General features: G+C 61.1%; 31 protein-coding genes and 1 tRNA gene. 22 read left to right on the forward strand and 10 right to left on the reverse strand.

Going from position 1 to position 25,290, the window contains the following annotated elements; translation table 11 throughout:
* The first annotated feature begins 183 nt into the window (after positions 1-183).
* Both MC45_RS07435 and MC45_RS07440 read left to right on the forward strand, forming a co-directional pair.
* Complete coding sequence (locus tag MC45_RS07435) at positions 184-1,065, forward strand: AraC family transcriptional regulator (protein WP_038661376.1); 882 nt, start codon at positions 184-186, stop codon at positions 1,063-1,065.
* A gap of 69 nt (positions 1,066-1,134) precedes the next feature.
* Positions 1,135-1,701, forward strand: a complete 567-nt coding sequence (locus MC45_RS07440; protein WP_038661380.1) for a recombinase family protein — start codon at positions 1,135-1,137, stop codon at positions 1,699-1,701.
* A 26-nt stretch (positions 1,702-1,727) separates the two neighbouring features.
* Here the strand turns inward: MC45_RS07440 and MC45_RS07445 are convergent, their stop codons facing one another.
* From MC45_RS07445 to MC45_RS07455, 3 genes are read right to left on the reverse strand one after another with little or no spacing between them, the layout of a single operon-like run.
* Entirely contained in the window at positions 1,728-2,258 is a 531-nt protein-coding gene (locus MC45_RS07445; RefSeq protein ID WP_038661383.1) for a P-loop nucleotide/nucleoside kinase family protein, read from the reverse strand.
* On the reverse strand, positions 2,255-2,647 hold the full coding sequence (locus tag MC45_RS07450) for a glyoxalase superfamily protein (protein WP_038661386.1): 393 nt from the start codon (positions 2,645-2,647) through the stop codon (positions 2,255-2,257). Before MC45_RS07450 ends, MC45_RS07445 begins: the two co-directional genes overlap by 4 nt.
* A complete protein-coding gene (locus MC45_RS07455) occupies positions 2,640-2,981 on the reverse strand; it encodes a MarR family winged helix-turn-helix transcriptional regulator (RefSeq protein ID WP_245640873.1) in 342 nt (113 codons plus the stop codon). The genes MC45_RS07450 and MC45_RS07455 overlap by 8 nt, the downstream gene beginning before the upstream one ends.
* A 188-nt stretch (positions 2,982-3,169) precedes the next feature.
* Here MC45_RS07455 and MC45_RS07460 point away from each other — a divergent pair, with 188 nt between their 5' ends.
* The 9 genes from MC45_RS07460 to MC45_RS18875 all read left to right on the forward strand — a co-directional run bounded on the left by MC45_RS07460 (position 3,170) and on the right by MC45_RS18875 (position 12,107).
* The gene (locus MC45_RS07460) at positions 3,170-3,529 is read left to right on the forward strand and encodes a VOC family protein (protein WP_038661392.1); all 360 of its coding nucleotides are present in this window, start codon (positions 3,170-3,172) and stop codon (positions 3,527-3,529) included.
* Positions 3,530-4,042: 513 nt separating this feature from the next.
* A complete protein-coding gene (locus tag MC45_RS07465; RefSeq protein ID WP_052075562.1) occupies positions 4,043-6,367 on the forward strand; it encodes an AAA family ATPase in 2,325 nt (774 codons plus the stop codon).
* A 428-nt stretch (positions 6,368-6,795) separates the two neighbouring features.
* Positions 6,796-7,209, forward strand: coding sequence for a Tad domain-containing protein (locus MC45_RS19805; RefSeq protein ID WP_425424002.1), 414 nt, complete (start codon positions 6,796-6,798; stop codon positions 7,207-7,209).
* Positions 7,092-8,732 (forward strand): vWA domain-containing protein, encoded by a 1,641-nt coding sequence (locus MC45_RS18870; protein ID WP_245640874.1) that lies wholly within the window; start codon positions 7,092-7,094, stop codon positions 8,730-8,732. Before MC45_RS19805 ends, MC45_RS18870 begins: the two co-directional genes overlap by 118 nt.
* On the forward strand, positions 8,729-9,325 hold the full coding sequence (locus tag MC45_RS07475; RefSeq protein WP_038661398.1) for a TadE/TadG family type IV pilus assembly protein: 597 nt from the start codon (positions 8,729-8,731) through the stop codon (positions 9,323-9,325). The genes MC45_RS18870 and MC45_RS07475 overlap by 4 nt, the downstream gene beginning before the upstream one ends.
* Before the next feature lie 56 nt (positions 9,326-9,381).
* On the forward strand, positions 9,382-9,975 hold the full coding sequence (locus tag MC45_RS07480) for a TadE/TadG family type IV pilus assembly protein (protein WP_169742531.1): 594 nt from the start codon (positions 9,382-9,384) through the stop codon (positions 9,973-9,975).
* Positions 9,976-10,447: 472 nt separating this feature from the next.
* A complete protein-coding gene (locus MC45_RS07485; protein ID WP_038661403.1) occupies positions 10,448-10,882 on the forward strand; it encodes a globin family protein in 435 nt (144 codons plus the stop codon).
* Positions 10,879-11,415 carry a hypothetical protein gene (locus tag MC45_RS19260; RefSeq protein ID WP_156143798.1) on the forward strand — a complete coding sequence of 179 codons (537 nt, stop codon included), beginning with the start codon at positions 10,879-10,881 and terminating at the stop codon, positions 11,413-11,415. Before MC45_RS07485 ends, MC45_RS19260 begins: the two co-directional genes overlap by 4 nt.
* Positions 11,416-11,747: 332 nt before the next feature.
* A complete protein-coding gene (locus MC45_RS18875; protein ID WP_245640875.1) occupies positions 11,748-12,107 on the forward strand; it encodes a hypothetical protein in 360 nt (119 codons plus the stop codon).
* Positions 12,108-12,316: 209 nt separating this feature from the next.
* Here MC45_RS18875 and MC45_RS07490 read toward each other — a convergent pair whose 3' ends face one another.
* Positions 12,317-12,829 (reverse strand): PAS domain S-box protein, encoded by a 513-nt coding sequence (locus tag MC45_RS07490; protein WP_245640876.1) that lies wholly within the window; start codon positions 12,827-12,829, stop codon positions 12,317-12,319.
* A gap of 434 nt (positions 12,830-13,263) precedes the next feature.
* On the reverse strand, positions 13,264-13,767 hold the full coding sequence (locus MC45_RS07495) for a Ros/MucR family transcriptional regulator (protein WP_038661409.1): 504 nt from the start codon (positions 13,765-13,767) through the stop codon (positions 13,264-13,266).
* Between the two features lie 241 nt (positions 13,768-14,008).
* On the opposite strand from MC45_RS07495, the gene MC45_RS07500 reads away from it, so the two are divergent.
* The 7 genes from MC45_RS07500 (at position 14,009) to MC45_RS19265 (ending at position 20,033) form a co-directional block, all read left to right on the forward strand.
* The gene (locus MC45_RS07500) at positions 14,009-14,560 is read left to right on the forward strand and encodes a hypothetical protein (RefSeq protein WP_038661412.1); all 552 of its coding nucleotides are present in this window, start codon (positions 14,009-14,011) and stop codon (positions 14,558-14,560) included.
* Positions 14,561-14,603: 43 nt separating this feature from the next.
* Positions 14,604-15,311 (forward strand): NUDIX hydrolase, encoded by a 708-nt coding sequence (locus MC45_RS07505; protein ID WP_038661415.1) that lies wholly within the window; start codon positions 14,604-14,606, stop codon positions 15,309-15,311.
* Positions 15,298-16,806 (forward strand): ADP-ribosylglycohydrolase family protein, encoded by a 1,509-nt coding sequence (locus MC45_RS07510; protein ID WP_245640877.1) that lies wholly within the window; start codon positions 15,298-15,300, stop codon positions 16,804-16,806. The genes MC45_RS07505 and MC45_RS07510 overlap by 14 nt, the downstream gene beginning before the upstream one ends.
* Positions 16,803-17,420: a DUF2924 domain-containing protein gene (locus MC45_RS18880; protein WP_081974379.1), complete on the forward strand. Its 618-nt coding sequence runs from the start codon at positions 16,803-16,805 to the stop codon at positions 17,418-17,420. Before MC45_RS07510 ends, MC45_RS18880 begins: the two co-directional genes overlap by 4 nt.
* On the forward strand, positions 17,413-19,026 hold the full coding sequence (locus MC45_RS07520; RefSeq protein WP_038661421.1) for a recombinase family protein: 1,614 nt from the start codon (positions 17,413-17,415) through the stop codon (positions 19,024-19,026). The genes MC45_RS18880 and MC45_RS07520 overlap by 8 nt, the downstream gene beginning before the upstream one ends.
* 288 nt (positions 19,027-19,314) lie before the next feature.
* Positions 19,315-19,674 (forward strand): hypothetical protein, encoded by a 360-nt coding sequence (locus tag MC45_RS07525; protein ID WP_156143799.1) that lies wholly within the window; start codon positions 19,315-19,317, stop codon positions 19,672-19,674.
* On the forward strand, positions 19,665-20,033 hold the full coding sequence (locus MC45_RS19265; protein ID WP_156143800.1) for a hypothetical protein: 369 nt from the start codon (positions 19,665-19,667) through the stop codon (positions 20,031-20,033). Before MC45_RS07525 ends, MC45_RS19265 begins: the two co-directional genes overlap by 10 nt.
* A 34-nt stretch (positions 20,034-20,067) precedes the next feature.
* Here the strand turns inward: MC45_RS19265 and MC45_RS07535 are convergent, their stop codons facing one another.
* From MC45_RS07535 to MC45_RS07545, 3 genes are all read right to left on the reverse strand, one after another.
* The gene (locus tag MC45_RS07535; protein ID WP_038661429.1) at positions 20,068-20,763 is read right to left on the reverse strand and encodes a hypothetical protein; all 696 of its coding nucleotides are present in this window, start codon (positions 20,761-20,763) and stop codon (positions 20,068-20,070) included.
* On the reverse strand, positions 20,750-21,211 hold the full coding sequence (locus MC45_RS19270) for a hypothetical protein (protein ID WP_156143801.1): 462 nt from the start codon (positions 21,209-21,211) through the stop codon (positions 20,750-20,752). The genes MC45_RS07535 and MC45_RS19270 overlap by 14 nt, the downstream gene beginning before the upstream one ends.
* A gap of 417 nt (positions 21,212-21,628) precedes the next feature.
* Positions 21,629-21,718: transfer RNA gene (locus tag MC45_RS07545), tRNA-Ser, on the reverse strand.
* Between the two features lie 125 nt (positions 21,719-21,843).
* Between MC45_RS07545 and hspQ the strand changes: the two genes are divergently transcribed.
* From hspQ to MC45_RS07565, 4 genes are all read left to right on the forward strand, one after another.
* Entirely contained in the window at positions 21,844-22,224 is a 381-nt protein-coding gene (gene hspQ / locus MC45_RS07550; RefSeq protein WP_038661436.1) for a heat shock protein HspQ, read from the forward strand.
* 137 nt (positions 22,225-22,361) lie between these two features.
* The gene (gene rplU / locus MC45_RS07555) at positions 22,362-22,658 is read left to right on the forward strand and encodes a 50S ribosomal protein L21 (RefSeq protein ID WP_017979337.1); all 297 of its coding nucleotides are present in this window, start codon (positions 22,362-22,364) and stop codon (positions 22,656-22,658) included.
* Between the two features lie 29 nt (positions 22,659-22,687).
* On the forward strand, positions 22,688-22,957 hold the full coding sequence (rpmA, locus tag MC45_RS07560) for a 50S ribosomal protein L27 (RefSeq protein ID WP_037534549.1): 270 nt from the start codon (positions 22,688-22,690) through the stop codon (positions 22,955-22,957).
* A gap of 174 nt (positions 22,958-23,131) precedes the next feature.
* Positions 23,132-23,674, forward strand: coding sequence for a GNAT family N-acetyltransferase (locus MC45_RS07565; RefSeq protein ID WP_038661444.1), 543 nt, complete (start codon positions 23,132-23,134; stop codon positions 23,672-23,674).
* On the opposite strand, the gene MC45_RS07570 is transcribed toward MC45_RS07565, so the two are convergent.
* The gene (locus tag MC45_RS07570; protein WP_038661447.1) at positions 23,671-24,327 is read right to left on the reverse strand and encodes a YoaK family protein; all 657 of its coding nucleotides are present in this window, start codon (positions 24,325-24,327) and stop codon (positions 23,671-23,673) included. The genes MC45_RS07565 and MC45_RS07570 overlap by 4 nt on opposite strands.
* A 51-nt stretch (positions 24,328-24,378) precedes the next feature.
* Positions 24,379-25,230, reverse strand: coding sequence for a metal-dependent hydrolase (locus tag MC45_RS07575; RefSeq protein ID WP_038661449.1), 852 nt, complete (start codon positions 25,228-25,230; stop codon positions 24,379-24,381).
* Positions 25,231-25,290: the final 60 nt, after the last annotated feature.

The raw sequence follows: 25,290 nt of genomic DNA on the forward strand, positions 1-25,290 counted from the left end.
TCGTGCGCCAATCGTTTTACCCTGCCTCTGCGTTCCCGTAAACGAACGGCAAGCGAGACGGCTCGGGCGTTCTCAATTAGCAGCCTTTGCGAGAACGCATGGATCCGAACGCAGAACCGCAAAATCGGTCGAGCGCCTCCAATCCAAGTACGTCTAACTGGCGCCGCCACGGAGGACAGGACGATGAAGGCGGCGGTTCACAACTACCATGCCCGGATGCAGCGGGTGCTGGATCACATTGACCGGCATCTGGACGACGATGTAGACCTGGATGCGGTGAGCGGCGTCGCCGCCTTCTCGAAATATCACTTCCACCGGCAGTTCACGGCGACCTTCGGGCTTTCCGTGCATCGCTACGTCCAGCTCGCCCGCATGAAGCGGGCATCCTACCGGCTGGCCTACAGGGACGCGCAGAGCGTCACCGACATAGCGATAGATGCCGGCTACGACGCCCCGGATGCCTTCGCCCGTGCCTTTCGGCAACGGGTCGGGCAGTCGCCCTCGTCGTTCAGGAAGGCTCCCGATTGGGAGCCGTGGCTTGCGGCCTTAGGGCCTCTCGACAACGCGAGGAGCAAGCTCATGCAGACCACTTACACTACCAACGACGTAATGATCCGCGACGAAGCGCCGACATCCGTCGCGATCATGGAGCATCGCGGCGACCCGGCGACGATCGGCGCGACCATCCAGCGGTTCATCGCTTGGCGCAAAGCGACTGGGCTGTCACCCAGGGTCAGCCCGACCTTCAACGTCTTCCACTCCGATCCGCGCACGACGCCTCCAGCAGAATACCGCATGGACCTGTGCGTCGGCACCGATCGCCCCATCGAGGCGAACGGCGAGCGGATCGAGGCCGGCACCATCCCGGGCGGACGCTGTGCGGTGCTGCGCGTCGTTGGCAATACCGACAATCTGGAGCCTGCCGCCCTGTATCTCTATCGCGATTGGCTACCCGTAAGCGGTGAGGAGGCACGCGACTTTCCGCTCTACTGCCAGCGCATCGCCTTCTTCCCGGAGGTACCGGAGCATGATGCGGTCGCGGAGCTGTTCCTGCCGCTCAAATAGCCTGCCGGAGGGCGGCTCGCATCCTTGTCCTGGAGTCGAAGAGTCGCCCCTCTAACGTAGGATGCACCCATGCTGATCGGTTACGCCCGTGTTTCGACGACCGACCAAGATTTATCGCTGCAACTCGACGCATTGGCAAAGGCCGGTTGTGAGAGACTGTTCACCGACAAAGCGAGCGGCGTGAAAGTCGATCGACCGAGCTTGGCGGAAGCGCTCCATTTCGCACGCGCAGGAGACACCCTCGTGATTTGGAAGCTCGATCGGCTTGGCCGCTCGATCCGAGGTCTCATCGAGCTAGCGGCGGGCCTGTCCGCTCGCAACGTGGACTTCCGATCTCTCACCGATGGGTTCGACACGGCCACTCCTTCTGGGCGACTCCTTTTCCACATATTGGCTTCAGTCGCAGAGATGGAACGTGAGCTGGTGAAGGAGCGTACGATCGCGGGCTTGGCGGCAGCTCGCGCGAAGGGCGGCACCGGTGGTGGCCGAAAAGCAGCAATGACACCCGACAAGATCGACACTGCGCGCAAGCTCCTAGCAGCCGGGGACAAGCCTACCAAAATAGCGAAGCTGCTCCAAGTTGGCCTATCCACCTTCTATCGCCATTGCCCGGCCAGCGCCGGCCTTCCCGATTGAGGATGCTTTTTTGGGATTGGGCGGGTTTACCGAAATACGCGTAGAACCTGCTCTGCGACCAGCTCCAGATCGACGGTAACGCGGGTATCTACCCGGATAACATTTCCAATCCCGACTGGCCTATTATACTCCGCCAGCATCTCGGGCGGCATCTCCTTGAGCGGGTGAGCGGCATGATGGCCGGCGATGGCAGCCCGATCCCGGAAGCGCCTGGCGGCCTCGATCGGGCCACAATCGCAATAAACCTCAGCGATAGTCGCCTCCAACGCGCTAAGTTGGGCGCGCTCATAGTCGCTTCGCGGACGGAAATTGGCTTCGAGCACCGCCTGTGTCGTATGACGCGCCAGCATCCACAGTAATTCCATAGCGGCACCCCCGATCCGGCGTGATGTCGCAAGGTTGCCTGCACCAGCTCCCAGCGCGTCGGTAAGCGTCTCCTTTACAAGATCTTTGGAAAATAGCGCGAAGCCGAGCTGCTGCGCGAGCGGGACCGCCAACGTCGTCTTGCCGGCACCCGGAGCGCCCGAGACAATGACGATCCGACGCCGCAGGGTCATTCTTCCCGCCCTGCAAAGGCTATGAGATTGCCGCCGGGATCGCGGAGGATGAGCGTCCGTGCGCCCCATGCCTCGCGCTTGAGGCGTTGGTGCCATTCGACACCGGCGACATCGAAAGACTGCGCTAGCGCCTCTATGCCCTGGACGGTTACGGTAGCCGAAAGCGCATCGGCTTCCCGATCGCGGAAGCCGTCTGCAAACACGTTGCCGTTTGTATGCCGCAGGTTGAGGCAGGCCCCACCACGCCCGACCTGTACGTAGAAAGGCGGATCGCCGTACATGAACATGAGCGTGAAGCCGAGGCGATCGGTGTAAAAGGCAGTGGCGGCGATCAAATCCGGCACGAAAAGCTGGGGCTCGGCCGCGATCTGATTTGGCTCTTCACTCATGGTCGTCCTCCTGCGTCTCGCCGGCAAGCCGGAGCATCACGTCGGACGCGGCGAGCAGCGTCCGACGGTCGGCGTCATTCAGTTGGCTGGACATGGCATCTGCCAGCCATTGCCGGCGTCGAGCTATCGCCCGGTGCAAAGCCGTGGCACCGCCATCGGTCAGCGCAATTAGCTGACGACGGCGATCGGCAGGATCGGTCGGGCGCTCGATCAGCGCGGCATCCTCCAACCGGACCAGCAAGCGGCTCAGGGATTGAGGCTGCAAGCCTTCACCTCGCGCGAGCGTTACCGCACTCATCGGGCCTTGCCGGTGCAGCGACGCGAGCAGCGCCAAGCCGCTGCCGGTAACTTCCCCGTCCGACGCGGGCCGGCGCAACCGGCGCGCCATTCGAAGTACCGCTCGCACGATCCTGGCCTCATCGCTCTCTCGATCGTCTACGCTTGTCATTTCATACGCATTGCGTATTATCGGGAAGCAGTCAACCCGATGATCCGCGACGGCAGCACAGTGGAGACAGACCAATGCAGCAGCGTATGACAGCGATCCTCCCGTGCAACGATCTCGACGCGGCTCAGGGCTTTTTCGAGCGTCTGGGCTTTACGCGCGACAGCGGAAGTCCCGACGAGTACCGGATGCTGAGTGACGGGCATGGAGGAGATATTCACCTCAATCCTGCCGTTGCCGGCTGGCTGACGCCGGGGCGCAACCCATTCGGACTATACCTCTACCGCGAGGACGTATACGCCTTAGCCGCCGCCTTTGCAGGCGAGATCATTGAGCCGGGCGGGGTCAGCGATAAGCCTTGGGGAATGTACGAGTTCGCGCTGAACGGCCCTGACGAAACGCTCGTGCGTGTAGGTTGGCCCAGCCGACTTCGTTAGGCACGCCGCTGCCGCGAGTGCCTTCCCACGCAGGAACTTGTGAAGAGAATCCGGCTGCGCCTATCGCGCTGACGGACGCCTGCGAGTTGCAGTTACCCGAAATCTGTTCCTGAATGCGCTTTCCCGAGACGGACAGTTGGAGACGGAGAACCGGGAAGCCGGGAGCCTCCCAAAGCAATGAGTTTCGGGAAAGCCCCTGGCACCGGTGAGCGGGCAAGATTGGTCATGCGGCGGTCGACCGCTCAGCGGCTGCGGAGACCCAGAGTCGGCCACTCGCGAGCCCTTTTTGCATCCACAGCTTCCGCCACTCGTTCATGACGCCGAAACCCTCGCCGGCAGCCATCTGCGTCAGCGGCACGATCGTCTTGGCGGAGTGTGGAATAAAGATCGCCCGCGCGCATTATCGAACGCGTTTAATGCACAAGTATTTGATCCAGCGTGGTGTCGTCAGCTAGAGCTTAGGCGCGTGGGCGGTTAGATAGGAACCGGGGACACAAGCGTTTGGGGGCATAGGTGCTGACGTCGATAAGAATCGCTGGAGAGGCGTCGTATCCTGCCACAGGTGAGACGCTCACCGACCTGAAAAAGATCAACTACCTTTTCGGCCACAACGGCTGCGGAAAGACGACGGTCAGTCGCGCGATCCATGATCCCGCCAGCCGCGCCGGTTACGACGTGTCGTGGAAGGATGGCCGATCGATCCTCTCCCTGGTCTACAATCGCGACTTCGCCGAGGCGAGCTTCGGCGACCAGATGCAGGGCATTTTCACGCTGGGAGAGGATTCAACGCGGGCGGCTGCCGAGATCGAACGTCTGACGGGCGACATCGCGACGCTCGACGCCGACTTGGGGAACTTGCGGAGAAACTTGGTTGGAGAGGACGGCAACGGTGGACGTGAGGCCGAACTCGCTCAGGCCCGCGCCGCCCTTGTGGAGGCCTGCTGGAAATCCAAGGTCGACCACGACGGGGTCTTTCTCGAAGCCTTCACTGGCCTGCGCAACAGGAAGCCTGACTTCTGCAACAGAGTGGCCTCGGAGGCCGTGAGCAACACCGCCGACCTAAGGTCCCTGGAGGAACTGACCGCCGACGCCGCTACCGTCTTTCAGGACGCGGCCACGGTGGAAGCAGCGACCGCACCCGTATCCTTCGACGCGTTTTCCGGTTTTGAGGCCCACCCGATACTGGCGCGGCAGGTAGTCGGTCGCGACGACGTCGTCGTGGCGGAGCTCATCGGTCGGTTGGGCAGTAGCGATTGGGTGAAGCAGGGTGTCGACTTCCTGAGTAAGGCCGACGGTGCATGCCCGTTCTGCCAGCAGGCCGCGCCGACCGATCTTCTCGCCGACCTCAACGCCTTCTTCGACGAGCAGTACGAGGCGGATCTAGCAGTGATCGACACGCTCGCTGTCGCGCATCAGCGAGCGGTCAGTGAGACATGCTCGCGGATCGAAGCACTCATCGCGACGGCGCATAGGTTCGTCGATGCCTTGGTACTGGAGGAACGCTACAACGCGCTTAAGACCGCATTCGAGCTCAACCAGGAGCGGATCGCCACTAAGCGCAGGGAACCGAGCAGCGTGGTCTCGCTCGAGCCTATCTTGGAACTCACCGACGCAATCACGAGTCTGCTCGTTTCCGCTAACGAGGCGACTGAGGAATACAACGCAACTATTCGAAATCTCGATGGCGCCAAAGCGCGCCTGAAATCGCAGATCTGGCGGTTCGTCGTCGAGGAGCGCCGCACCGATCTCGACACCTACACGACCAACGCCGGTAACATTCAGCGCGCGATCGATGGCCTGAAAGGCGCGGTCACGAGCAAGACGGATCGACGCCGCCAGCTGCGCCGTGAGCTCACCGCGATCGAGGAGACTGTCACAAGCGTTAGACCGACGGTTGACTCCATCAATCGAATCCTTGGCCAATACGGCTTCTCGAACTTTGTCTTGAAGGTCGCGGGAGATCGCGGCGACATGTACCGGATCGTGCGCATGGATGGCACGGAGGCCGCGCACTCGCTCAGCGAGGGCGAGCGGTCCTTCATAACCTTCCTCTACTTCTACCACAAACTTGCGGGCAGCACCTCGAGCTCCGGCACAGCGGAAGAGAAGATCGTCGTTTTCGACGATCCAGTATCGAGCATGGATGCCGATGTTCTATTCGTGGTGAGTGCCCTAATCCGACAGGTAATCGCGGAGGTGCGCGAGAACCGCGGCAACATCCGCCAGGTGTTTGTGCTGACGCACAACATCTACTTCCACAAGGAGGTCAGCTTCGACCGCGATCGGCGCGGCAAGGCCCGGGCATTCGAGTCATTCTGGATCGTGCGGAAACGCGACAACGTCTCGTCCCTGCACAGGTACGACTACAATCCGGTCAAGACGTCCTACGAGATGCTCTGGGACGAGGTTCGCAATCCAGACCGCCCCAACCTCACGATCCAAAACACGCTGCGCCGGATCGTCGAGAACTATCTGACGGTGCTCGGTGGCCTGAAGGCTGACAAGATCGTTGAAAAATTCGAGGGCCGCGATGCCCTGATCTGCGCGTCTTTGTTCTCCTGGATCAACGACGGATCGCACAGCTCGCACGACGACGTCTACGTAGCCGTCGACGACAACGCGGTGCAGGGATACCTCCGGGTGTTCAAGCAGCTGTTCGAAAACACGGGGCATGGTGCGCACTACCGTATGATGATGAAGATCGCTGACGAGGACGAGGACGAGGACGAGGACGAGGACGAGGCGCAGGTCTCGGGAGCGGACCCTGCGGTCGCCGGAGCTCCAGCCGAAGAGCCGGCGAGTGCCGCACCTGAGGCAGCCGCAGCTCCTGCTGCCTGAAAGATGCAGAGCGCTTGTACCGTCTAGATGATTGGCGTTGATCGCAGGTGGTTGAAGCATCTCGCGCCGACGCCAATGCACAAGCTCCGGGGCGAGGTCGAGTGCCTGCTCCGCAACTGTTGCTAGACCGATTACGGCGCCCGCTGACTGTCAAGCGCTAGTCGCGCGTGTGAACGAAAGGCCGCTTACGCCGTCTCAGCGCCCGATAGCGGTCAGTCTGTAATCCACCAAAGCGATAAGTTCGTGAAGCGGACCCGGCGCCTCGTCGTATGATGAAGATCAAGCCGGTATGGCTTTATTATTAACCAATATGAGTTAGTTCCGTCTCGAGCCACACCGAGCAACTCCCGGGTGGTCAGCGGGGCACTATGTCGATTCGCTCATCAAACCTCTTCGGCCGTATCGCACGGGACGAACGCGGCAACGTTATGATCCTGTCAGCTTTAGGTATGTCATTGCTACTGGCAATGGGTGGCGGCGCGCTAGATCTAAGTCGGCTCTACCTGATCAAGACACGAATGCAGCAAGGCTGCGACGCGGGTGTGCTTGCCTATCGTAAGTCGATGCAGGGTACGAACGTCGTACCAACGACGTATCCGACGGCGCTGGCCTATTTTAATGCCAACTTTTCTCCGGGCCGATACGGATCGTTCAACACTCAGTTCCCGCAGCCCAGCGTCGATGCGAATGTCGTCGTTCATGGAACCGCCTCGACTTCCGTGCGATGGCGATCATGCAGATCTTCGGCGTCAGGCAGGTCAATCTCGTCAGCAAATGCGACGCGCAGCTACAATTACCCAATACCGACGTCATGTTCGTACTTGATACGACCGGATCGATGACGGACACAAATCCCGGCGACTCGGCCAGCAAGATAACCGGACTGCGCAATGCCGTCCTCAACTTCTACAACACGTTGGAGCAAGCGAAGATCGCTGGGACGCAAGTCCGGTATGGCTTTGTGCCGTATTCCAATACGGTCAACGTCGGCTTGCTTTTGCGGCGCGAGTGGATGGTGGACAATTGGACCTATCAGTCTCGCCAGTTCGATCGCCAACAGCAAACCCAGACGGGTACGCAGGGAGCGACGACCACAAACTATTCGGCTTGGTCTCCTTCGATCACGCCAACCACCTCCACTAGCTATGGTGACCCCGAAAACTGCACGGCCCCCGCCAATACAGCTACCAGCACCAATACCTCCAGCTCTGCATGGGACCCGTCCGCTTCCGCGGTTCCACGTTCACGAACCAATTACAGAACCTATGGGGGCGATACCTACTCGGCTTCGGTGAACAGTAGTGGGCAATGCGTCATCACGAAGAATAGCTATGCCAGCACACAGCAGCAACAGACCCAAACTGTCTCTAATAATCCAAACGCCGGCCAGCCAGTTTATACAACCTACAACTATTTCTGGTATCGCCCGGTTAGCTACAGCGTAGCCGCATTCAAGGGTTCAGCCAGCACCGGACTCATGGCAGGCGCCTCCAACGTGTCGATGGCTAACGTCAACGCACCGTCCGGAACAGACACCGTCGGCAGCGACCAGAAAGTGTCTTGGACTGCATCGAACGCCTGCATCGAAGAGCGAAAGACACTGCGGCCCTACGAAACCGGCACTGCCTGGGACATGGATGTCGACAGCATCCCTGATCCGTCAAACCCAGATACGCAGTGGCGCCCGTTCTTCCCCGCGCTCGTCTTCGCACGTCAGGTCTCGAACTATAACACCAGCACGCCGACAGGCTGGAACGTCAACGCGGTCAATACGACGACAGGCTACGTCCAGCTCTCCAGCTACACAACCAGTCGCGCCGCCTGCCCGAGCGCAGCGCGCAAGCTGCAGAGCAAGGAGGCGGGTCTCACCGCCAGTGTGGTGCAATCGTACTTGAACGCACTGCTGACGCGCGGCGATACCTACCACGACATCGGGTTCCTATGGGGACTACGGCTGATCTCCAAGGAAGGCATCTTCGGCAGCGAGAACACCGCCGCCCCCGATGGGAGCTCGATCGCTCGTAACATCATCTTCATGACCGACGGTGATACCGAAACGCACATTCAAGACTATGATGCCTACGGCCTGTCGGCGCTCGACCGACGCCGTACCGACACTGGCGCTCTACCGAGCGACAACGATCAGAATACGATCGTCGAGGACCGGCTGACCAAATATTGCGGCATCGCCAAGAATCAGAAGGGCATCACCGTCTGGGTGATCGCCTTCGGCACCACCCTCACCCCGCTGCTTAAGAATTGCGCATCGACGGGGCGGGCTTTCCAGGCCAACAACACTCAGCAACTCAACGACACCTTTGCTGAAATCGCGGCGAAGATCGCACAGCTGAGGCTGACCAAATGACGATACCGCTTCTGAAACGCCTGGCTCGGTCGACGCGCGGGGCAACCCTGGTCGAGTTCACGATCGTCACGCCCGTACTGCTTCTGCTGCTCCTCGGTGGCCTTGAGACGTGCCACACCATGTACGTCCGGTCGGCGCTGGTCGGATCACTGCAGAAGGCCGCGCGCGATTTAAGTCTTGAGGGCGCAAGTTCATCGGTACGGGTCAATGCGATAACGGCGAGCGTCACCAACGCAGTTCACCAGATCATGCCAGCGGCGAATGTCGGCCTCGTCGCCAAGAGCTATCATGACTATAGCAACGCGGCGAACCCTGCCGAAGAATACAATGATGCGGATCACGACGGCCGATGCGATCACGGCGAGGCATTTGTCGACAGCAACCGCAATGGCAACTGGGACGCCGACGGGTCTGTGAGCGGCAGGGGCGGCGCGCGTGACGTCGTCTTGTTGGTTGCTACGGCGAGGTATAACCGCCTCGGTCTAACAGCTCTTCTCCCGTCAGCATCGCAGACGGTGCTGACGGCGAAGACGCTTATCCGCAATCAGCCGAACGATCAGCAGGCCGATCCGCCTACAGGGCACTGCTCGTGACTGTTTCTTCAATGCTCCCGAAGCAAATTCGGCAAGACTCGCGCGGTCTCGCACTGATGGAATTTGCGCTTTGCCTGCCGCTGCTTATCATCGGGTCGTTGTGGCTGCTGGAGTTTGGTAATTACTGCATTGTTCGCCAGCAGATCAGCCAACTCGCGCTCCAGATCTCCGATAATGCCGCGCGCATCGGTACGCAGAACTCGGTGCAAACCGAGATCGACGAGAAGCAGATCAACGACCTTTTCGTTGGCGCCGGGCTGCAAAGCGGCCCCCTGAATCTGGCGAGAAATGGTCGGGTGATCCTGACCAGCCTGGAAGTCGACGCCGACCAACCGCACGGTCAATACCTACATTGGCAGCGCTGCTATGGGATGCTCACTTATCCCTCGACCTATGGCAAGCAGGGTGACGGAAAGGGCAATTCGACGGTTAGCGGCATGGGGCCTGCTAACGCCCGGATCGTGGCAGGATCGAGTGCTCCGGCTATGTTTGTCGAGATAGCCTACCAGTATCAGCCAATTATCTCTGCGCGCTTTGCGCCCCCACCTTTGATGCATGAAATCGCTGCGATGATGGTGCGCGACAATCGCGATACCTCCGATCCGGGCGTCAATCCGGTTAATGGAGTTAACGCTTCCACTTGCAACTAGCATTCATAACGACACGGGCAGTCAGGCCCCCTCCCCACCTTCAATTGAGCCTCCGCCTCTCATGATCGCCGCCCGGGAGCCGTCGGTCTGCCGTTCGTCACGCGCAAAAGATCGAACCACCTGCCCTGCCGCTGAACGAATATCCAATCGCGCCGGGCGCCAGCCGAAAGCAGACGAGCCGTTATCTACCACCGGCAAGCATTCGCCCCCCCTGCCCCAACGGATGAACGAACATCCACTTCTCACGATCGCCATCCCAAAGCGGACTGGCGGCATTCCACCATATTTTCATATAGCGCAGCGCAGATATTCTCACAGCTCGTACTATGCCTCTGGCAAACAGCGATGCTGCGCCCCTGCCGGTGCAACAGAAATGCGCCTGGATTGGCAGGGCTATCATCTTGGAACGGGATTAGCCCACGACCACCGCCGATTAAGAATTTGGTGAGAGTTCTGACCATAATGGGCATAGATGGCTAATCTCCGTCAGATCGAGCTCGTGCAGGAGAGCTTCGCACTTGTCCTGCCCGTCACGCAGCAAGCTGCCGAGGAATTTTATCGTAGGCTGTTCGTCATCGCGCCGCGAACTCAGGGCCTTTTTCGACATGATATGGTAGAGCAGGGCCGAAAGCTCTTCCTAACGCTTGCGACCGTTGTTGACGCGTTGGACAGGTTGGACGATATTTTGCCGGTCGCCTCTGCCTTGGCGATCAGGCATGTACCTTACGGTGTAAGTCCGAACGACTATGCAGCCGTTGGGGCTGCATTGATCGAAACCCTAGCTGCAATGTTGGGCGATCGCTTTGACGTGGAAACTGAGGCGGCATGGGTATCAGCGTATGACTTGCTTGCAGGTGCGATGATCACGGCGGCTTATGTCGCCAAGCCGGAACATGTTGAAGCATGACCCACCCGTACAATGAAACGAACCAAGCTGTATTGCGATTAGTAGAAAGCCGCGTGCCGCCCAACCCACTCGCTTTTTGTTCGTCGGCTCCATCGCTAAGCCAAGAAGCAGAGTATTTTGTCAGGCGCGCCCTGAGCATGATGTCGCGTGCCAGCATTTTGGTCAAGGCGGACCGTCAAGATGCAATCGCTTTGCTGTGCGCATCTCGTACCCGGCTTGCCAAGCATTTTCAGCGGTACCAAATATTTAAACACGGCCGCATCTTCAATCCGGTCATCGCTTCTGGCTCCGCCTCTAGCAAGGTCGTTGCAAGAGGAATGAAGGTAGATTGCATGCAGCTTGGCGAGATGTTCGGTGCCTACCATACGCGATGGCAGGGGCTTCGCTCCGAGGATTGGCTTAGCTATCGCCACGATATGCTAGCTACGGTCGAGGTTCTAAGGGTACATATTGAGTCAGAACTCCGTGCCATGCATCAGCTTTTAATGATTTCGGAACTATACGGCCGGCGTAGTGCTCATGAACACCACTGATAAGAACTAGCACTATCCGGCGGCGAGTTTCGGCCAGATAGTGCCATATGCAGCTGGCAGGCAACGCCATAAAGGCTCCGTCCGGCTGCCTACCCGGTGCCTGACCGAATCGCAGCTTACCACGCTTGGCCGCTCAAAAGCGGACTGGCGGCTTTCTGTTCGATGCGGACTATAAACTAGCGCAAGCTTCACTAACAGCATGACCGCTCTCTGATTGTCCAGCATCGTCCGACTTAGCCTTGCCTCGGCATATGTCAGATGATGCCGGAGCCTATCCCGGTTCATCATCTTCCGCCCCATGCCTAGACGCGATAATCGAGAACCAGTCAGGGATGACGTCGCATTTCGCCATAGAGATTGCGCACGCGGAGCAACCACAGCATCCTTGGCGGGTTCAGGCTCCTCATGCCGACCCAACCATGGTGAGGTATGCCCAAGAGAGGCAGAAAATGGCATCGGCTGACGAAATGACCAACGCGCTTGATGTGGCGCTCGCTACAGCGCGCGCAGAATACAAAGACGCCGTCATTGAGCTTGCGACACGTGAAGCAGCCAAGGACATGGGCCCCGCTCGTGTACCCGCAGATATCGATCGTATCCATCATGCGCGCACTCGTGTGATTGGACTGGATGCCGCCCGTGAGGAACTATCGCGCATCATTAACGAAGGCTTTTCCCTCCCCAGCACGTGAGCGCCTGCCCTGGCGACCTCACGAGCTATTCAGCCACTGCAGCGTAGAGCATGGCCTGGGTTATCTTTGGAGAAGAAGATGTATACAGTAGGTCGGGGCGTTGCTCCACTTAAAGCCGCCCTCGATCACTTGCGGCATGCCCTTACACATCTAGACGCGGCCGAACAGCATGCCGCTGCCGCCCAAGTTGACCACATCATTCACGATGTTCAGGCAACGATAAGTGCCGCGTCCGGCACTTGATAAACTGTCGCTAGCATGGCCTCCATTTTGTTAAGCCCCGCCTGTGTGAATTGGATGCTGCGCCCGAGATCACCGTCGAGCTGAACGACGCCGCGTTTCTGCAATACGATCATCCAACGTGCTGCGGTCGAACTGGATATCTTCGAATATGCCGCAACCTCGGCAAGGCTTATGTTACGGCCCTCTGCTTCGGCCAGATAGATGCCGACGAGTAGCGAACCAATTGGATCAGTGCTTAGCTCATCTCCAAAGAGCTTGATCCGCGCGGTATGAACATAGCGAATGCGCAGAGCGGCTTCCCACAGCCGCGCCGGCGGCAGAGCACGACCGTTGTCTTGCCAAAATAAGGTACTGATCAATCGGCCCGGATCGGCAAATCGGGTCACCAAAAGGTTTGCAGCAATCGAGCTTCCATCTGGTCGAATGTAACGCTTCTGCAGCCGTACCGGAGCAGCGCCGTCCTCCAGGGCTAGGAGCATGCGCGCGCTTCTCTCCAAATCCCTCGGATCCGTTATAGCTTTGTAGGAAAGCCCGATGACCGCATCTTCGCTTCGCTGTATGAGATCAAGAAACCCTTGATCCGCTTTAAGAATGACCCCCTCGAGTGTCGATATGCAATGACCCGATGGCATTGGACCTCAGCGTTCCTATGTTGCCTTTATAACATAGGTTAGAAAATGAGTATTGCCAAGGGATACAGTCCTAAGTGGAAGCGCGATGGCGGTTTAGGTGCGCACTGCGTGATAGATACGCCCTTATAAGAGCCATAACCTGACCGATCGTGACAGCGACTCCATTCGGTTAACCAATGATGAGATGCAGCATAATTTCACTATGGGCATCGGTCGCAGCCATCAAAGAAGCAGGCTGAACATCGTTCGTCAGCCCGCTTCTATAATGTGCGTCACGGTAGTTAATCGGTTGCGTCCGCCCCTTTTACCTTCCGAGCAGATTTGGCCTCCTTTTTAGGGGCATTCGGCTGCCCAGGCTTCCGGCCAAGACCGATTGTCTTTGCCATGGCGCTGCGGCTTTCACTGTAAGCAGGGGCCACCATCGGATAATCCGCCTTAAGACCATAGCGCGTCCGATATTCGTCCGGCGTCATGCCGTTGGTCGCGAGGTGACGACGCAGCGTCTTGTAAGGCTTGCCATCAATCATCGAGATGATGTGGTCGCGCGACGCGAGCGATTTACGTACCGAGACTGCAGCAGTGTATTCCTGCGCCGGAGCAGCGTCGCCGCTGTTCGACGCATTGCCTGCAGACAGACCCAAGACGGTATCATGCATCCGCTGCAGGAATGCAGGTACGTCATCAGCATTGACCCGATTGTTCGAGTTGCTCAGCCACGCAACCGTGAGCTCAGTTGCCAGCTCGACCGTGCTCAGGCCCGTATCGAAATCGTCTTGATCAGCCATTTTTGCTCCTTTGGCGGTGATGCTCCTTCTTTAGTAGCGGCGACTTCGTAAACAAGCATATTAGATAAAGCGGACGCGCCATGCCGGGCGCTAGAGGGCGATTATTTTGATAATCAACCTGCGTGCAGCGCGAATTGACTTGGCTGCATTGGCCGGGAGGCTCTGACCTAAAATGGTTTGGACAACCGCGGCCTTTACCGAAGCCTTGCGCTCGGGCTCGCCACACCCCCAAGATGACGGCATGAACGAAACTGGCACCGAGATTCTGGGAACGAGGCTGTTTGCAGACGGCAGGGCAATAGAGAAGACGCTCAAGCGTCTGCCGGCGGACATTAGGAAGCGCTTGCCGCAGCTTCGTCGCGAATGGCCGGAGGCGGAGGCGGAGCAGCTCAGAGACAGGCTTCATGCAGAATTCGCGGTTGAGCCGCTCGCCATCCATGAATTGCGGGCGATCAAGATTGAAACCACTACGCGCAACTTCCTCAATGAGTATCGCTGCTGGATGTCAGGCCACCTTCATGAGGCAGAAGTCCCGTTCACCGGTCATCCGATGTATTGGCGGGCACGGCTGACGATCCCTCCGTCCTTTAGCTATCGTGGTAAGATCGGACCAACGACGGTGCGCCTACGCATCTTCATAGATGTCGAAGATTATTACGAATTTAGAAATAGCGTCGAGAAGGAGTTGCATCACGCTCGACAGATCCTGGCTCACAATGAGGTCGTGTACAAAGTCTACGCGGACAAAGCTCGTGACATGGTTGATCAGGCTTGGGAGGAATTCAAAGGATAGGCGTCATTGACGTATATGCATCTGACGTCTAACCATTGTCAGCATGGATGATGCAACCTTCCTCGCCAGTTACGATCCTGCCGCCTTCCCGCCCCTTGCGGTTGCGGTGGACGTCGTCCCCCTCACCTTCACCAACGGTGCGCTTTGTGTCCTGCTGAACAAGCGCACAGAACTGCCGGCCCGCGGCCGTCTGGCTCTACCTGGCACGTTTGTACGTGCAGACGAAGAACTTGGCGCGGCGGCGCAGCGCGCGCTGCGTGACAAGGCTGGCCTCGATGCGCCGGTGCGCCAGTTCCATGCCTTTGGCGCTGTCGCGCGCGACCCGCGCATGCGCATCATCAGCATCGGCTACATGGCGGTTGTCGATGCTGAGGTCATGGGCCGCGCCTCCACGCCGCTCGGTACGTGCGAGCTGCTGCCGATAAGTGGCGGCATCCTCCGCACGGCGGCGGGTCGCCGCACATCACTGCCCTTCGACCATGATGCCATCCTTAGTCGCGCGCTGGCTGACCTGCGCCGCGATCTTGACCGTGACGATTGGGCGTTCGGCCTGCTGCCTGAGTGCTTCTCGCTGCGCGAGCTGCAGGCGCTGCATGAGGCGATTCGCGGCCAGACGCTGAACAAGCCTGCCTTCCGCAAGCGACTAATCGAAAGCGGCCGCCTTGAAGCCACCGGCGAAATGGAAACCGGCAAGGGCTTCCGCCCTGCTGAATTGTATCGCGCGAGGAGAATTGACCATGCAGCCGACTAAGCAGATCAATGGCCGCGCGATGCACGCACGTACCAGCGTGACCCATCCGCTCCAGATTGCCTCCGTCGCGGCAGGTGCCGGCCTTGGCAGCGTTGGAATCACGTTTTGCCCCGGCAAGCAGCAGCCTCATGCAGCAACTGGTGCATGGGCGCGCGATCTCGATCTCGACGTCGGCGTCATCGCCAATTGGGGCGCAGCCAGTGTCGTCACGCTGGTCGAGGACCACGAACTCGCCTCGCTTGGCGTCACCGGCCTCGGCGATGCGGTGCGTGCTGCCGCTATGGAGTGGCAACATCTTCCCATCCGCGATGTGTCTGTGCCCGACGCCGCGTTCGAGACCGCGTGGCAAAAGACAGGACCGATGCTACGCAACCAGCTTCGTGCAGGGTTCAACGTGCTCGTCCACTGCAAGGGCGGCCTTGGCCGCGCTGGAACAGTTGCTGCGCGGCTGCTCATCGATCTTGGCTGGACACCCGCAGAGGCCCTTGCCGCCGTACGTGAGGTACGACCTGGTGCGGTCGAGACCAGGGCACAGGAAGCGTATGTTCTGGCGCTAGTCACCACGCCCGAAGCAACGCTGGAACATTCACCTTCAGCAATCCACGATCGCAGTCGCGGCGCGCTGCTTGGCTTGGCCATTGGTGACGCCGTCGGCACCACCTTGGAGTTCACCCGGCGCGACAGCGGCGTTGCTGTGACGGATATGGTGGGCGGCGGCCCCTTTCGCCTGCAGCCGGGCGAATGGACCGATGATACCGCCATGGCGCTGGCGCTCGCCGACAGCCTCGCCGCTGAGCCAAAGCTTGACGCCCGTGACCTGATGGGTCGTTTCGTTAGCTGGTGGCGCAGCGGCGAGTATAGCTGCACCGGCCGCTGTTTCGATATCGGCGTGACCACACGGCAGGCACTTGCCCGCTTCGAGCGTGATCTCGAACCTTATGCCGGTAGCGATGATCCGATGAGCGCCGGCAATGGTTCGCTGATGCGCCTTGCCCCGGTCGCGATGCGTCACTGGCGCGACCGCGGAACGCTTGCCGCCATCGCAGCGCGGCAAAGCCGTACCACCCATGCCGCACCGGAAGCCGTCGCCGGCTGCGTCGCCTATGCCGAGATGCTGGCAGATGCGATCTCGGGGATGTCTGCGCATGAGGTGCTGACAGCAGCGCGCCGCAATGATGCGCCTGCCATCGATGCGATTGTGCGGGGTAGCTGGCGCGGCAAGCTGCGCCGAGACATCCGCTCGTCAGGCTATGTCGCGCACTCGCTCGAAGCGGCTTTATGGTGCGTTAGTCGCACCAGCAGCTTTGCTGCCGCGGTGCTGCTCGCTGCCAATCTTGGCGACGATGCCGACACGACGGCGGCCATCACCGGTCAACTGGCTGGCGCGCTATATGGCGCCGACGGCATCCCCGACGCTTGGCTGCAGCGCCTCGCCTGGCACGACCGGCTGCTGGCCGCGGCTGACCGCCTCATCAGTGCGAGCGATGCCGCATGAGCAAGCCAGCCCCGGCAAAGCTGCCGGCTGTGGGGAGCACCTCGGAGAGCGCCTCCCGCTGGCAAGCGCTTTTTGGTTGTCCGGTTCCGCACCGGCTCCCGAGCCTCGTTGAACAGGCCATCGCCTGGCGTGAGCAGGCCGTTCTGCATGGCGATGTTCCAGCAGCCATTGCGCACGATCTGCTGCTCGCGAATGAGCACGCGCTCCAGCGCCGCGGGGTTTGCCAGCCGCCGAGTGCGCCGCAGCCTGCTGATAGTCAAAGCAGCATCACCCCGGATGTCGCAGCCGTGGCTGACGTCCCCAACCAGACGTTGGTCGCTGGCAGTATGAATGCCACGCCCGCGCAGCGGCCGGCCGGTGGATCCAAGGCCCGCGCCGGCGTCCTGCCGCCGGCGGCAAGCCAGCTGCTGCCGGGCAGCCAGCTCATCAAGGCATACGGCGGCCGCAACCATGTCGTGGCGGTCGAGGCAGATGGCTTTCGCTACGAAGGTGCGCTGTTCAGCTCGCTATCGGCGATCGCCAAGCACATCACCGGCACCCATTGGAACGGCTTGCTCTTCTTTGGCCTGAGGAAGCGGCGCACCTATCCGCCAAAGCCCCGCCGTAATGGCTGAGCTCAAGATCCGCTGCGCGGTCTATACCCGCAAGTCGAGCGAGGAAGGGCTGGAGCAGTCGTTCAACTCGCTGCACGCCCAACGTGAGGCATGCGAGGCCTATATCGCCAGCCAGAAGCACGAAGGCTGGCAGCTCATCCCCACTGCCTATGATGATGGCGGCTTCTCTGGTGGCAGCATGGAGCGGCCAGGATTGAAGGCGCTGCTCGGCGACGTCGAAGCCGGGCTCATCGATACGGTCGTCGTCTACAAGGTCGACAGGCTTACGCGCGCATTGTCCGACTTTGCCCGCATGGTCGACCGGTTCGACGCGCGCAAAGTCTCGTTCGTCAGCGTGACCCAGGCGTTCAACACCACGACCAGCATGGGCCGGCTCACCCTCAACGTGCTGCTGAGCTTTGCCCAGTTCGAGCGCGAGGTGACCGGGGAGCGCATCCGCGACAAGATCGCCGCGTCCAAGGCCAAGGGCATGTGGATGGGAGGCGCGGTGCCGCTTGGCTATGATGTCGTTGAGCGATTGCTCATCGTCAACGAACCCGAGGCGGCCCAGGTGCGCGACCTCTTCCGGCTCTACCTCAAACACCGCAATGTCGATGCGCTCGTCGAGGCTGCCGACAAGGCCGGGATCCGGTCGAAGTGGCGCGTCTTTGCTGATGGCCGAACGTCCGGTGGCACCAAGCTTGGCCGCGGGTCGCTGTACAGCATTCTTGCCAACCCGATCTACGCTGGCGAGATTGGCCACAAGGACAAGCGCTATCCTGGCCAGCACGAGCGCATCGTGCCGGCCAGCCTCTATGATCCGGTACAGCAATTGCTTGAAGCCAATCGCCGCAAGGCGAAAGGATCCACGTCCGCAGGGTCCGGGCACATGCTCTCTGGGCTTGTACAGGATGCATCCGGCCAGCGGATGACGGCAACGCACACCGGTAAGGCGAACCGGCGCTACTGCTATTACGCTTCGCCTACGACGCGGGTGCCCGCGAGCGATCTCGACGCCCTTGTGCTCACAGCGCTTCAAGAGACGCTCGCCTCCCCTGCCCGGCTCGCCGTGACGCTACCCAGCCTCGATATGGTGTCTCCTGCCATCATCGCAGGCAGTGCCGCGCTGGGTCAGCGACTCGGGACGACAAACACCGATGCCAAACTCGCTCTCGTTCGGGATCTCGTAGCGCAAGTGAAGGTCACCGAGGCTGGTGTCACGGCCACGCTCCGGCTGGAAGCGCTGGGGCTTGCCGGCGAGATCGGCACGATTGTCACGCCAGCGAGCCTCGGCCGCGCCAAGGCGCGCCTGACCTTGGTGGTGCCCGGCCATGCCGCCCCGAATCCCGACACCAGCCTTATCGCAGTCGTCGCCCAGGCGCGCGGTTGGCTTGCGGATCTTACCAGCGGCAAGCACATTTCCATCCGGGCCATCGCTAGCGCCCATGGCATCACCTCGGCCTATATCCGCCAGTTCATTGGCGTGGCCTTCCTTGCGCCCGATCTGGTGACCCGCATCGTCGAGGGCCGCCAGCCTTCCTGGCTGACGGTGACGCGGCTCAGCGACATGCTGCCGCTGCCGGCCGACTGGTCTGCCCAGCGCAGCCTCTTTGCCATGCAGAACTGACGCTTTTGCGTCGTTTTCCCTTGCGTCTTCTCTGACGTCAGACGATCACCGCCTCGCTCCCGAGATACGCGGGAGCGGGGCGTGGAAACCCCGATGTACAGACTCGGTCGCGAAGCAATTCGGGGCCGGGTGGCATGCGCGCATGTCCAGCCGGCTTGCCGGTAAAGGCGCATGCGCCTGTGTGTACACCAGGTTTCCAACATCCGGCTTCGGCCGTCGCCCCGAGAGGAACATAGGGGCGACTATCGGCGAAGCTGCACGAGGCGCCCCGCAAGAGGGGAGCTTCACATGACGATTTCGAGGACGGTCGCTGCGCTCGTGCTGCCATTGGTGGCGAGTGCCTGTAACCCGGCAATGTCGGTCAACGGTATGCAGAAGCGCGAGCCGGTGTTTGTCGCCGACAGCGCGCGTGATGGCAACGCGGTCATCGCCTGCGTGTCTGCCGCCTGGCTGAAGCTCGGCGGCGCTACGCCGAAGTCCGTACCGCGCGAGAACGGCGCCATGCTGGTGCTTGGCGATACCTATCCAATACTGATGATCGAAACCACGCCCACCGCGACCGGCACCCACGTCATCATGCATCAGTTCAAGACCATGTGGGCGCTCAGTGACCGTAACCGGGTCGAGGAGGTGCGCGCGTGTCTGTGAACCACGGCCACGGCGGCCGTCGCCTACCCCGCCGTCCGCAGTCGTTCGACCCTTATGAGGTCACCGCCATCTACGAGAACCCGGCTACCGGGTGGCGCGAGAGCGTACCGCGCCGCGCCTGGCTTTGGATGCTGCTGTTCGGCCTGTTCTACATGGCCGCGCGCAACCTGTGGCGACCGTTCGCCTTCACGCTTGTCGTCCTGATCGGAACGCTCCTCGTTGCCTGGCCACTGCTCTTCATCGTGGCGCCGGCTTTTTGGATCCTAGCTGCCGTTCAGGCGCAGCGGATGTTCCGTGAGCATTACATGCGGCTTGGCTGGGACGAGATCGATCCGTGGCACCAGGACGATGAGGCGTGATGTGAAACTAGGCAATATGGATGCCTATTATCGCCTACGTGTTGAGGATAAACTCATCCAAGTCGACGCGAGAGCCATTTTTCCCGAAGATAACATCGTAGGCCAGCAATATGTCTCGCCTGTCGCGTTCGACCTGATCTTGAACAGATCGGACCGCGAATGTCCGCATCGTGCACAGCGCATCCCAGCGCTCGTCGACAAACGCACGCCATGCTTTTACGGCCTGCCGATTATGTTTCAGGATGAAATCCTGCTGCTCAGCTAGCATTTCCCGAATGGCAATGACTTCCGAGGCAATGGCATAGGGCACCATCGCCACGTCACATGCAAATGACGTGGCGGTGATGACGAGGCTGTTACCATCGATCGTGGCCTTTAGCTTCCTGCGAGCCGACCCGTGCCCCTTTGCTTGAAAAAGGTCGGGGTCACCCGTGAACGGTATCGCCGCCCTGAAGCGCGCGGCAGAGACCCGAGACACTTTTGTGACCCTGATCACATCGTCCAGCACTATGGGAGCATCAAAGGTCGCAGCTTCAATCAGCCGCCTGCGCACTTGAAGTTGAGAAAAGGGCTCTGCCGCTAGCGCGTGAGCCGATGCTTGCATCACGCGGGACGATGTCTTTTCATGAAGCATGTCCGCGATGGGGCGGTTGGCGAACAGCTCCGTTCCCAGCAGTCCAAAGCCGGAGTCCGGGATCTGCCACCGGTGTCGCTCATCAACGGCCTTCATGCCACTCGCCACCCAAATGGCCGATGACGAACGAAGAGCGCGGAAGCCATTCCGCATCGATCCTGGCCTGATAGTCCCGGCTAGCACCGCGGCGCGGCTTACCACGCAGTTGAGCTAGCAGATCATCATGGCGCTGCTGCAACATCTCAAAGCGGGTCACACGCATGCCGTTAGGCCGCCCCTCCCCGATGCTCTGCTCGATATCTTCCAGCTCTTCTGTGATCCTCACTACAGGGTCGATCAGCGTAGAGCGATTAGACAGACACAGACAAGTCTTGCAAAGCCACTCAGTTCCTGCAAATATTATCACATCTATGTGCCTGCAACATTCCTTACATACAGCAAAAGGACGCAAGTTGCTTTGCGTCGAGCCTTTGTACTCGACAGCAATTTCGACATCGCCATCGGCGCCATCTACATACGGTAAATCCTGGAGATGGAACGACATCACGATTGTATCAGGTTCTGGCGAGTCTAAGGTCGCGAAACCAACCGCGTGTCCCAGGCGATTACGCCAAAGGACATCCGGCTTGCCTACCTTTCGACCACGTAGCGCCTCGCCCATCGATACCCTGGGGAAGGCCTCGCTGTACCGCGGCGGGTGGGTTGTTCTTTGCACCATCAAATCGCCAAGGCCATGCCAGAGAGCATCACATCATAGCGGTATAGCATCAGATCACTCACGCTAGTGAGCCAAAAATGGGCGCACCACGCTGTCAGCGCCGCTGAGATCTGAACGTAGACGCGTTGGCTTTAAACCAGGATCTGCAGCGCCGTATACGCGTCTATAGACGCGCCCAGCATCAGCTAAGCCGCTGCATTCACATCATAATTTAAAAGGTATCGACCGTCCCATAGGACGTAGTGGCGGAGAGGGAGGGATTCGAACCCTCGGTGCCCGCAAAGGCACGCCGCATTTCGAGTGCGGTACAATCGACCACTCTGCCACCTCTCCGCAGAAGACGTTTCGAGGCGCGAGGGCCTGATCGGTCGGTCGAGGGCGCGCCTCTAACGGGTTCGTTTTGCGCTGGCAAGCACCCTTGCGCTTGTGCGGCGCAGAAAGCCCCCTAGATTGCGCTCATGCCTCGTCACGATCCTACCGGTGTGCTGCCCTTCGGCGACATCGATGTCCCCGCGATCGCCCATGCCCGCTTTTCGATCGGCGATGTGGTCCGTCACCGCCTGTTCGACTTCCGCGGCGTGATCTTCGACGTCGATCCGGTCTTTTCCAATACCGACGAATGGTATGAGGCGATTCCCGAGAGCGTGCGCCCGACCAAGGAGCAGCCGTTCTACCATCTGCTCGCCGAGAATATGGAATCGAGCTACATCGCTTATGTCAGCCAGCAGAATCTGGTCGCCGACGAAAGCGACGAGCCGATCGATCATCCGGCGATCGCCGGTCTGTTCACCGATTTCGCCGACGGCCGCTACGCCCTGCGCCGCGAACATCGCCACTGAGTCGAGCAGAATCGCCGGCGGACCGCAGAATCGCGGCGCCGGTGGTTGACAGCGCCCCGCGTTTTCCTTAGCTGCCACCGCTCATCCCGCCGGGCCTTCCCGAGTGGGCATATGTTTTTTGGGAAGTGACTAAAGCCATGTTCGCAGTCGTGCGCACGGGCGGCAAGCAGTATCGCGTCGCCGCCGGAGACAAGATCGTCGTCGAGAAGCTGGACGGCGAAGCCGGCGCATCGATCACGCTGGGTGACGTCCTGCTCGCGGGCGAAGGCTCGGAGCTGAAGAGCGTCGAGGGCCTCACCGTCGCCGCCGAGATCGTCGCGCAGGCGAAGGGCGAGAAGGTCATCGTCTTCAAGAAGCGCCGCCGTCACAATTATCGCCGCAAGAACGGCCATCGCCAGAACCACACGATCCTCAAGATCGTCTCGGTCGGCTGAGCCACAAGCGCGAACAGGAGTAGAGCAGCATGGCACATAAGAAAGCAGGCGGTTCGTCGCGCAACGGTCGCGATTCGGCCGGTCGTCGCCTCGGCGTGAAGAAGTTCGGTGGTCAGGAAGCGATCGCCGGCAACATCCTCGTGCGTCAGCGCGGCACCAAATTCTATCCGGGCGCCAATGTCGGCATCGGCAAGGATCACACCCTTTTCGCGCTCGTCGACGGCCGCGTGGCATTCCACGAGGGCAAGCTCGGCCGTAAATTCTGCTCGGTGCAGATTATGGCGGAAGCCGCCGAATAACATCGGGTGACCAGCCGGGTTGCCCACCAGGGTGACCCGGTCGCACCGCCCAGGCGGTGCCAACCAAATCAGGGAGGCGGGTCACCCCGGCTCCCTTTTTTCTTGCTCCCCAACCTTTTGTCCCTGCCGCGTCACAGGCGCGTGGCATGGGCGCGGCCGAGGAGAGAGCGAGAAATGTTCGCCAGGACCAAGAGATTGACGCTGCGGCCGGCATGGCCGGAGGATGCCGCGGCGCTGGCGCAGGCGATCGGGCATGACGCGGTCATCCGGATGCTGCTGCGCGTCCCCCACCCCTATCGCCTCGCCGATGCCGAGGCGTTCTGCGCCGCGCCGCTTGCGCATGACGAGGCGCGCTTCGTGATCGTCGCGCATGACCGCGGCGCGCCGGCGCTGATCGGCGGGATCGGCATCTCGGAGCATGAAGGCGCGCCCAACCTCGGCTATTGGCTGACGCCGTCGGCCTGGGGACGCGGCTATGCGACAGAGGCGGGGCGTGCGGTGATCGACATGGCGCGCCATGCGCTGCCGCTGCGCCGCCTCGACGCCTGGCATTTCGCCGACAATCCCGCTTCGGGCGCGGTGCTGCGCAAGCTCGGATTCCGCGCCACCGGCCGGACCGCGACGCGGCACTCGCCGGCCCGCACCGAGGCGGCGGCGACGCTCAGCTACGAGCTCGACCTCGTCGACCGATGCGAGCCGATGCCGATCGCCGCTTAGGCTCTCACCGCGACGCGATCGGCCGGACCGAGCAGCGCCGCATAGACCGTCAGCAGCGCCGCGACCCCGGCCGCCGCGGTGATGCTGACGGTACCGAGTCGCGGATAGACGAGCGCGCCGAGCACCGCGCCCCCGACGAGGCCGCACCACAGCAACAGATAGGGCAGCCACGCCCAGCGCGGGCCGCCCATCATTGCCGCCGCCAGCCGCTGCGCGAACTTGACCAGCGCCCCGGTCATATAGGTGACGCCGACGCTGACCTCGCCATCGTGCTGGAACAAGGTGTTGGCCATTCCCATCGCCGCGGCGAGCAAAGCGGTGGTGGCGCCGACCGACACCCGGCCGTCGGTCGCCGCGGCACCGGCGAGCAGCAGGGTGACGCCGACCAATGCCGCCGGCTTGCGGCGCGCGCCGGCGGCGACGGTGACGATCGTGCCCGCCACCACCCCGCCGACGAAAGCGGCGATCAGCCCCGCCGCGACTCCGGCGACGGGCAGTCCCAACGCCAGCCCGACCGCGAGTCGCGTCGAATTGCCGCTCATGAACGAGACGAACAGCCCGCCCAGTTTGAGAAATCCGATCGCATCGACATAACCGGCGAGCCCGGCCATCGCCGCACCCAGGAGCCAGAACCTTTTGCCGTATCGCGTCATGCCGCGACCCTAGCGCGTTTCACGGCAGCGTTTGAAGCCCGTCGCGGCGCGTCACGCCGGACGCGGCAGCACCGCCGCCTCGTAATCGCTTTCCGCCAGCCCGATCAACGCGCGGTCGTCATGCTGCCACGGATGGAAACCGGGCAGGAAATAGGCCGCCCAGACCCCGGCGACCTTGCGCGCCATGCCGGGGTTGCCGAACGCATACCAGAACAGCCGCGCCCACACCTTCGGCCCGGTCATCCCGTCCTGCCGCAGCAATTCGAGCATCCCGCGCGTCCGCCCGGTGAAGAAGCGCCATGTCGTGATCAGCATCACCGTCGACTTGACCCGCCAGCGCGTGAAGCGCGGCCAGTCCTTGGTCGCATGCAGCCAGGTGTCGTAGGCGACGCCCTTATGCTCGATCTCCTCGGCGGCATGCCACAGCCACAGCGCCTTGGCCTGTTCCTCGCCGCCGGCGAGATGCCGGGGATTGGCGATCAGCTCGTGCGCCAGCATCGCGGTGAAATGTTCGAGCGCGGTGGTCGCGGCGAGGCTGGCGATCGGTGGCCGCCCTTTGGTCAGCGCGAGCGCGTCGTCGACGTCCTTGTCGAGCCGGCGCACGTCATAGCCCTGATCGGTGACATGGCGGTTGAAGGCGACATGCTCGCGCGTGTGCATCACCTCCTGCTTGATGAAGGCGTTGATCTCGCCGGTCAGCTTCGGCGGGGTGCCGTCGCGGAACTTGCGCACGCTGTCGACGAAATAGCCCTCGCCCTTGGGAAAGGTGACCGAGAGCGCATTGTAGAAGGCGGTCGCGACCGGATCGTCGTTGAGCCACCAGCGGCCCATGCGCGTGCCCCGGCCGAAGCGGCGGTCGCGCGGGGTGATGACCAGATCGTCGGGCGTGGTTGCTTTCGCCATGGAAACCTTCAACACAGGACTCGCGTCCTCATACTGACATTCATGTAAATAGGCCTCCGC

Source organism: Sphingomonas taxi (assembly GCF_000764535.1).
Taxonomy (GTDB): domain Bacteria; phylum Pseudomonadota; class Alphaproteobacteria; order Sphingomonadales; family Sphingomonadaceae; genus Sphingomonas; species Sphingomonas taxi.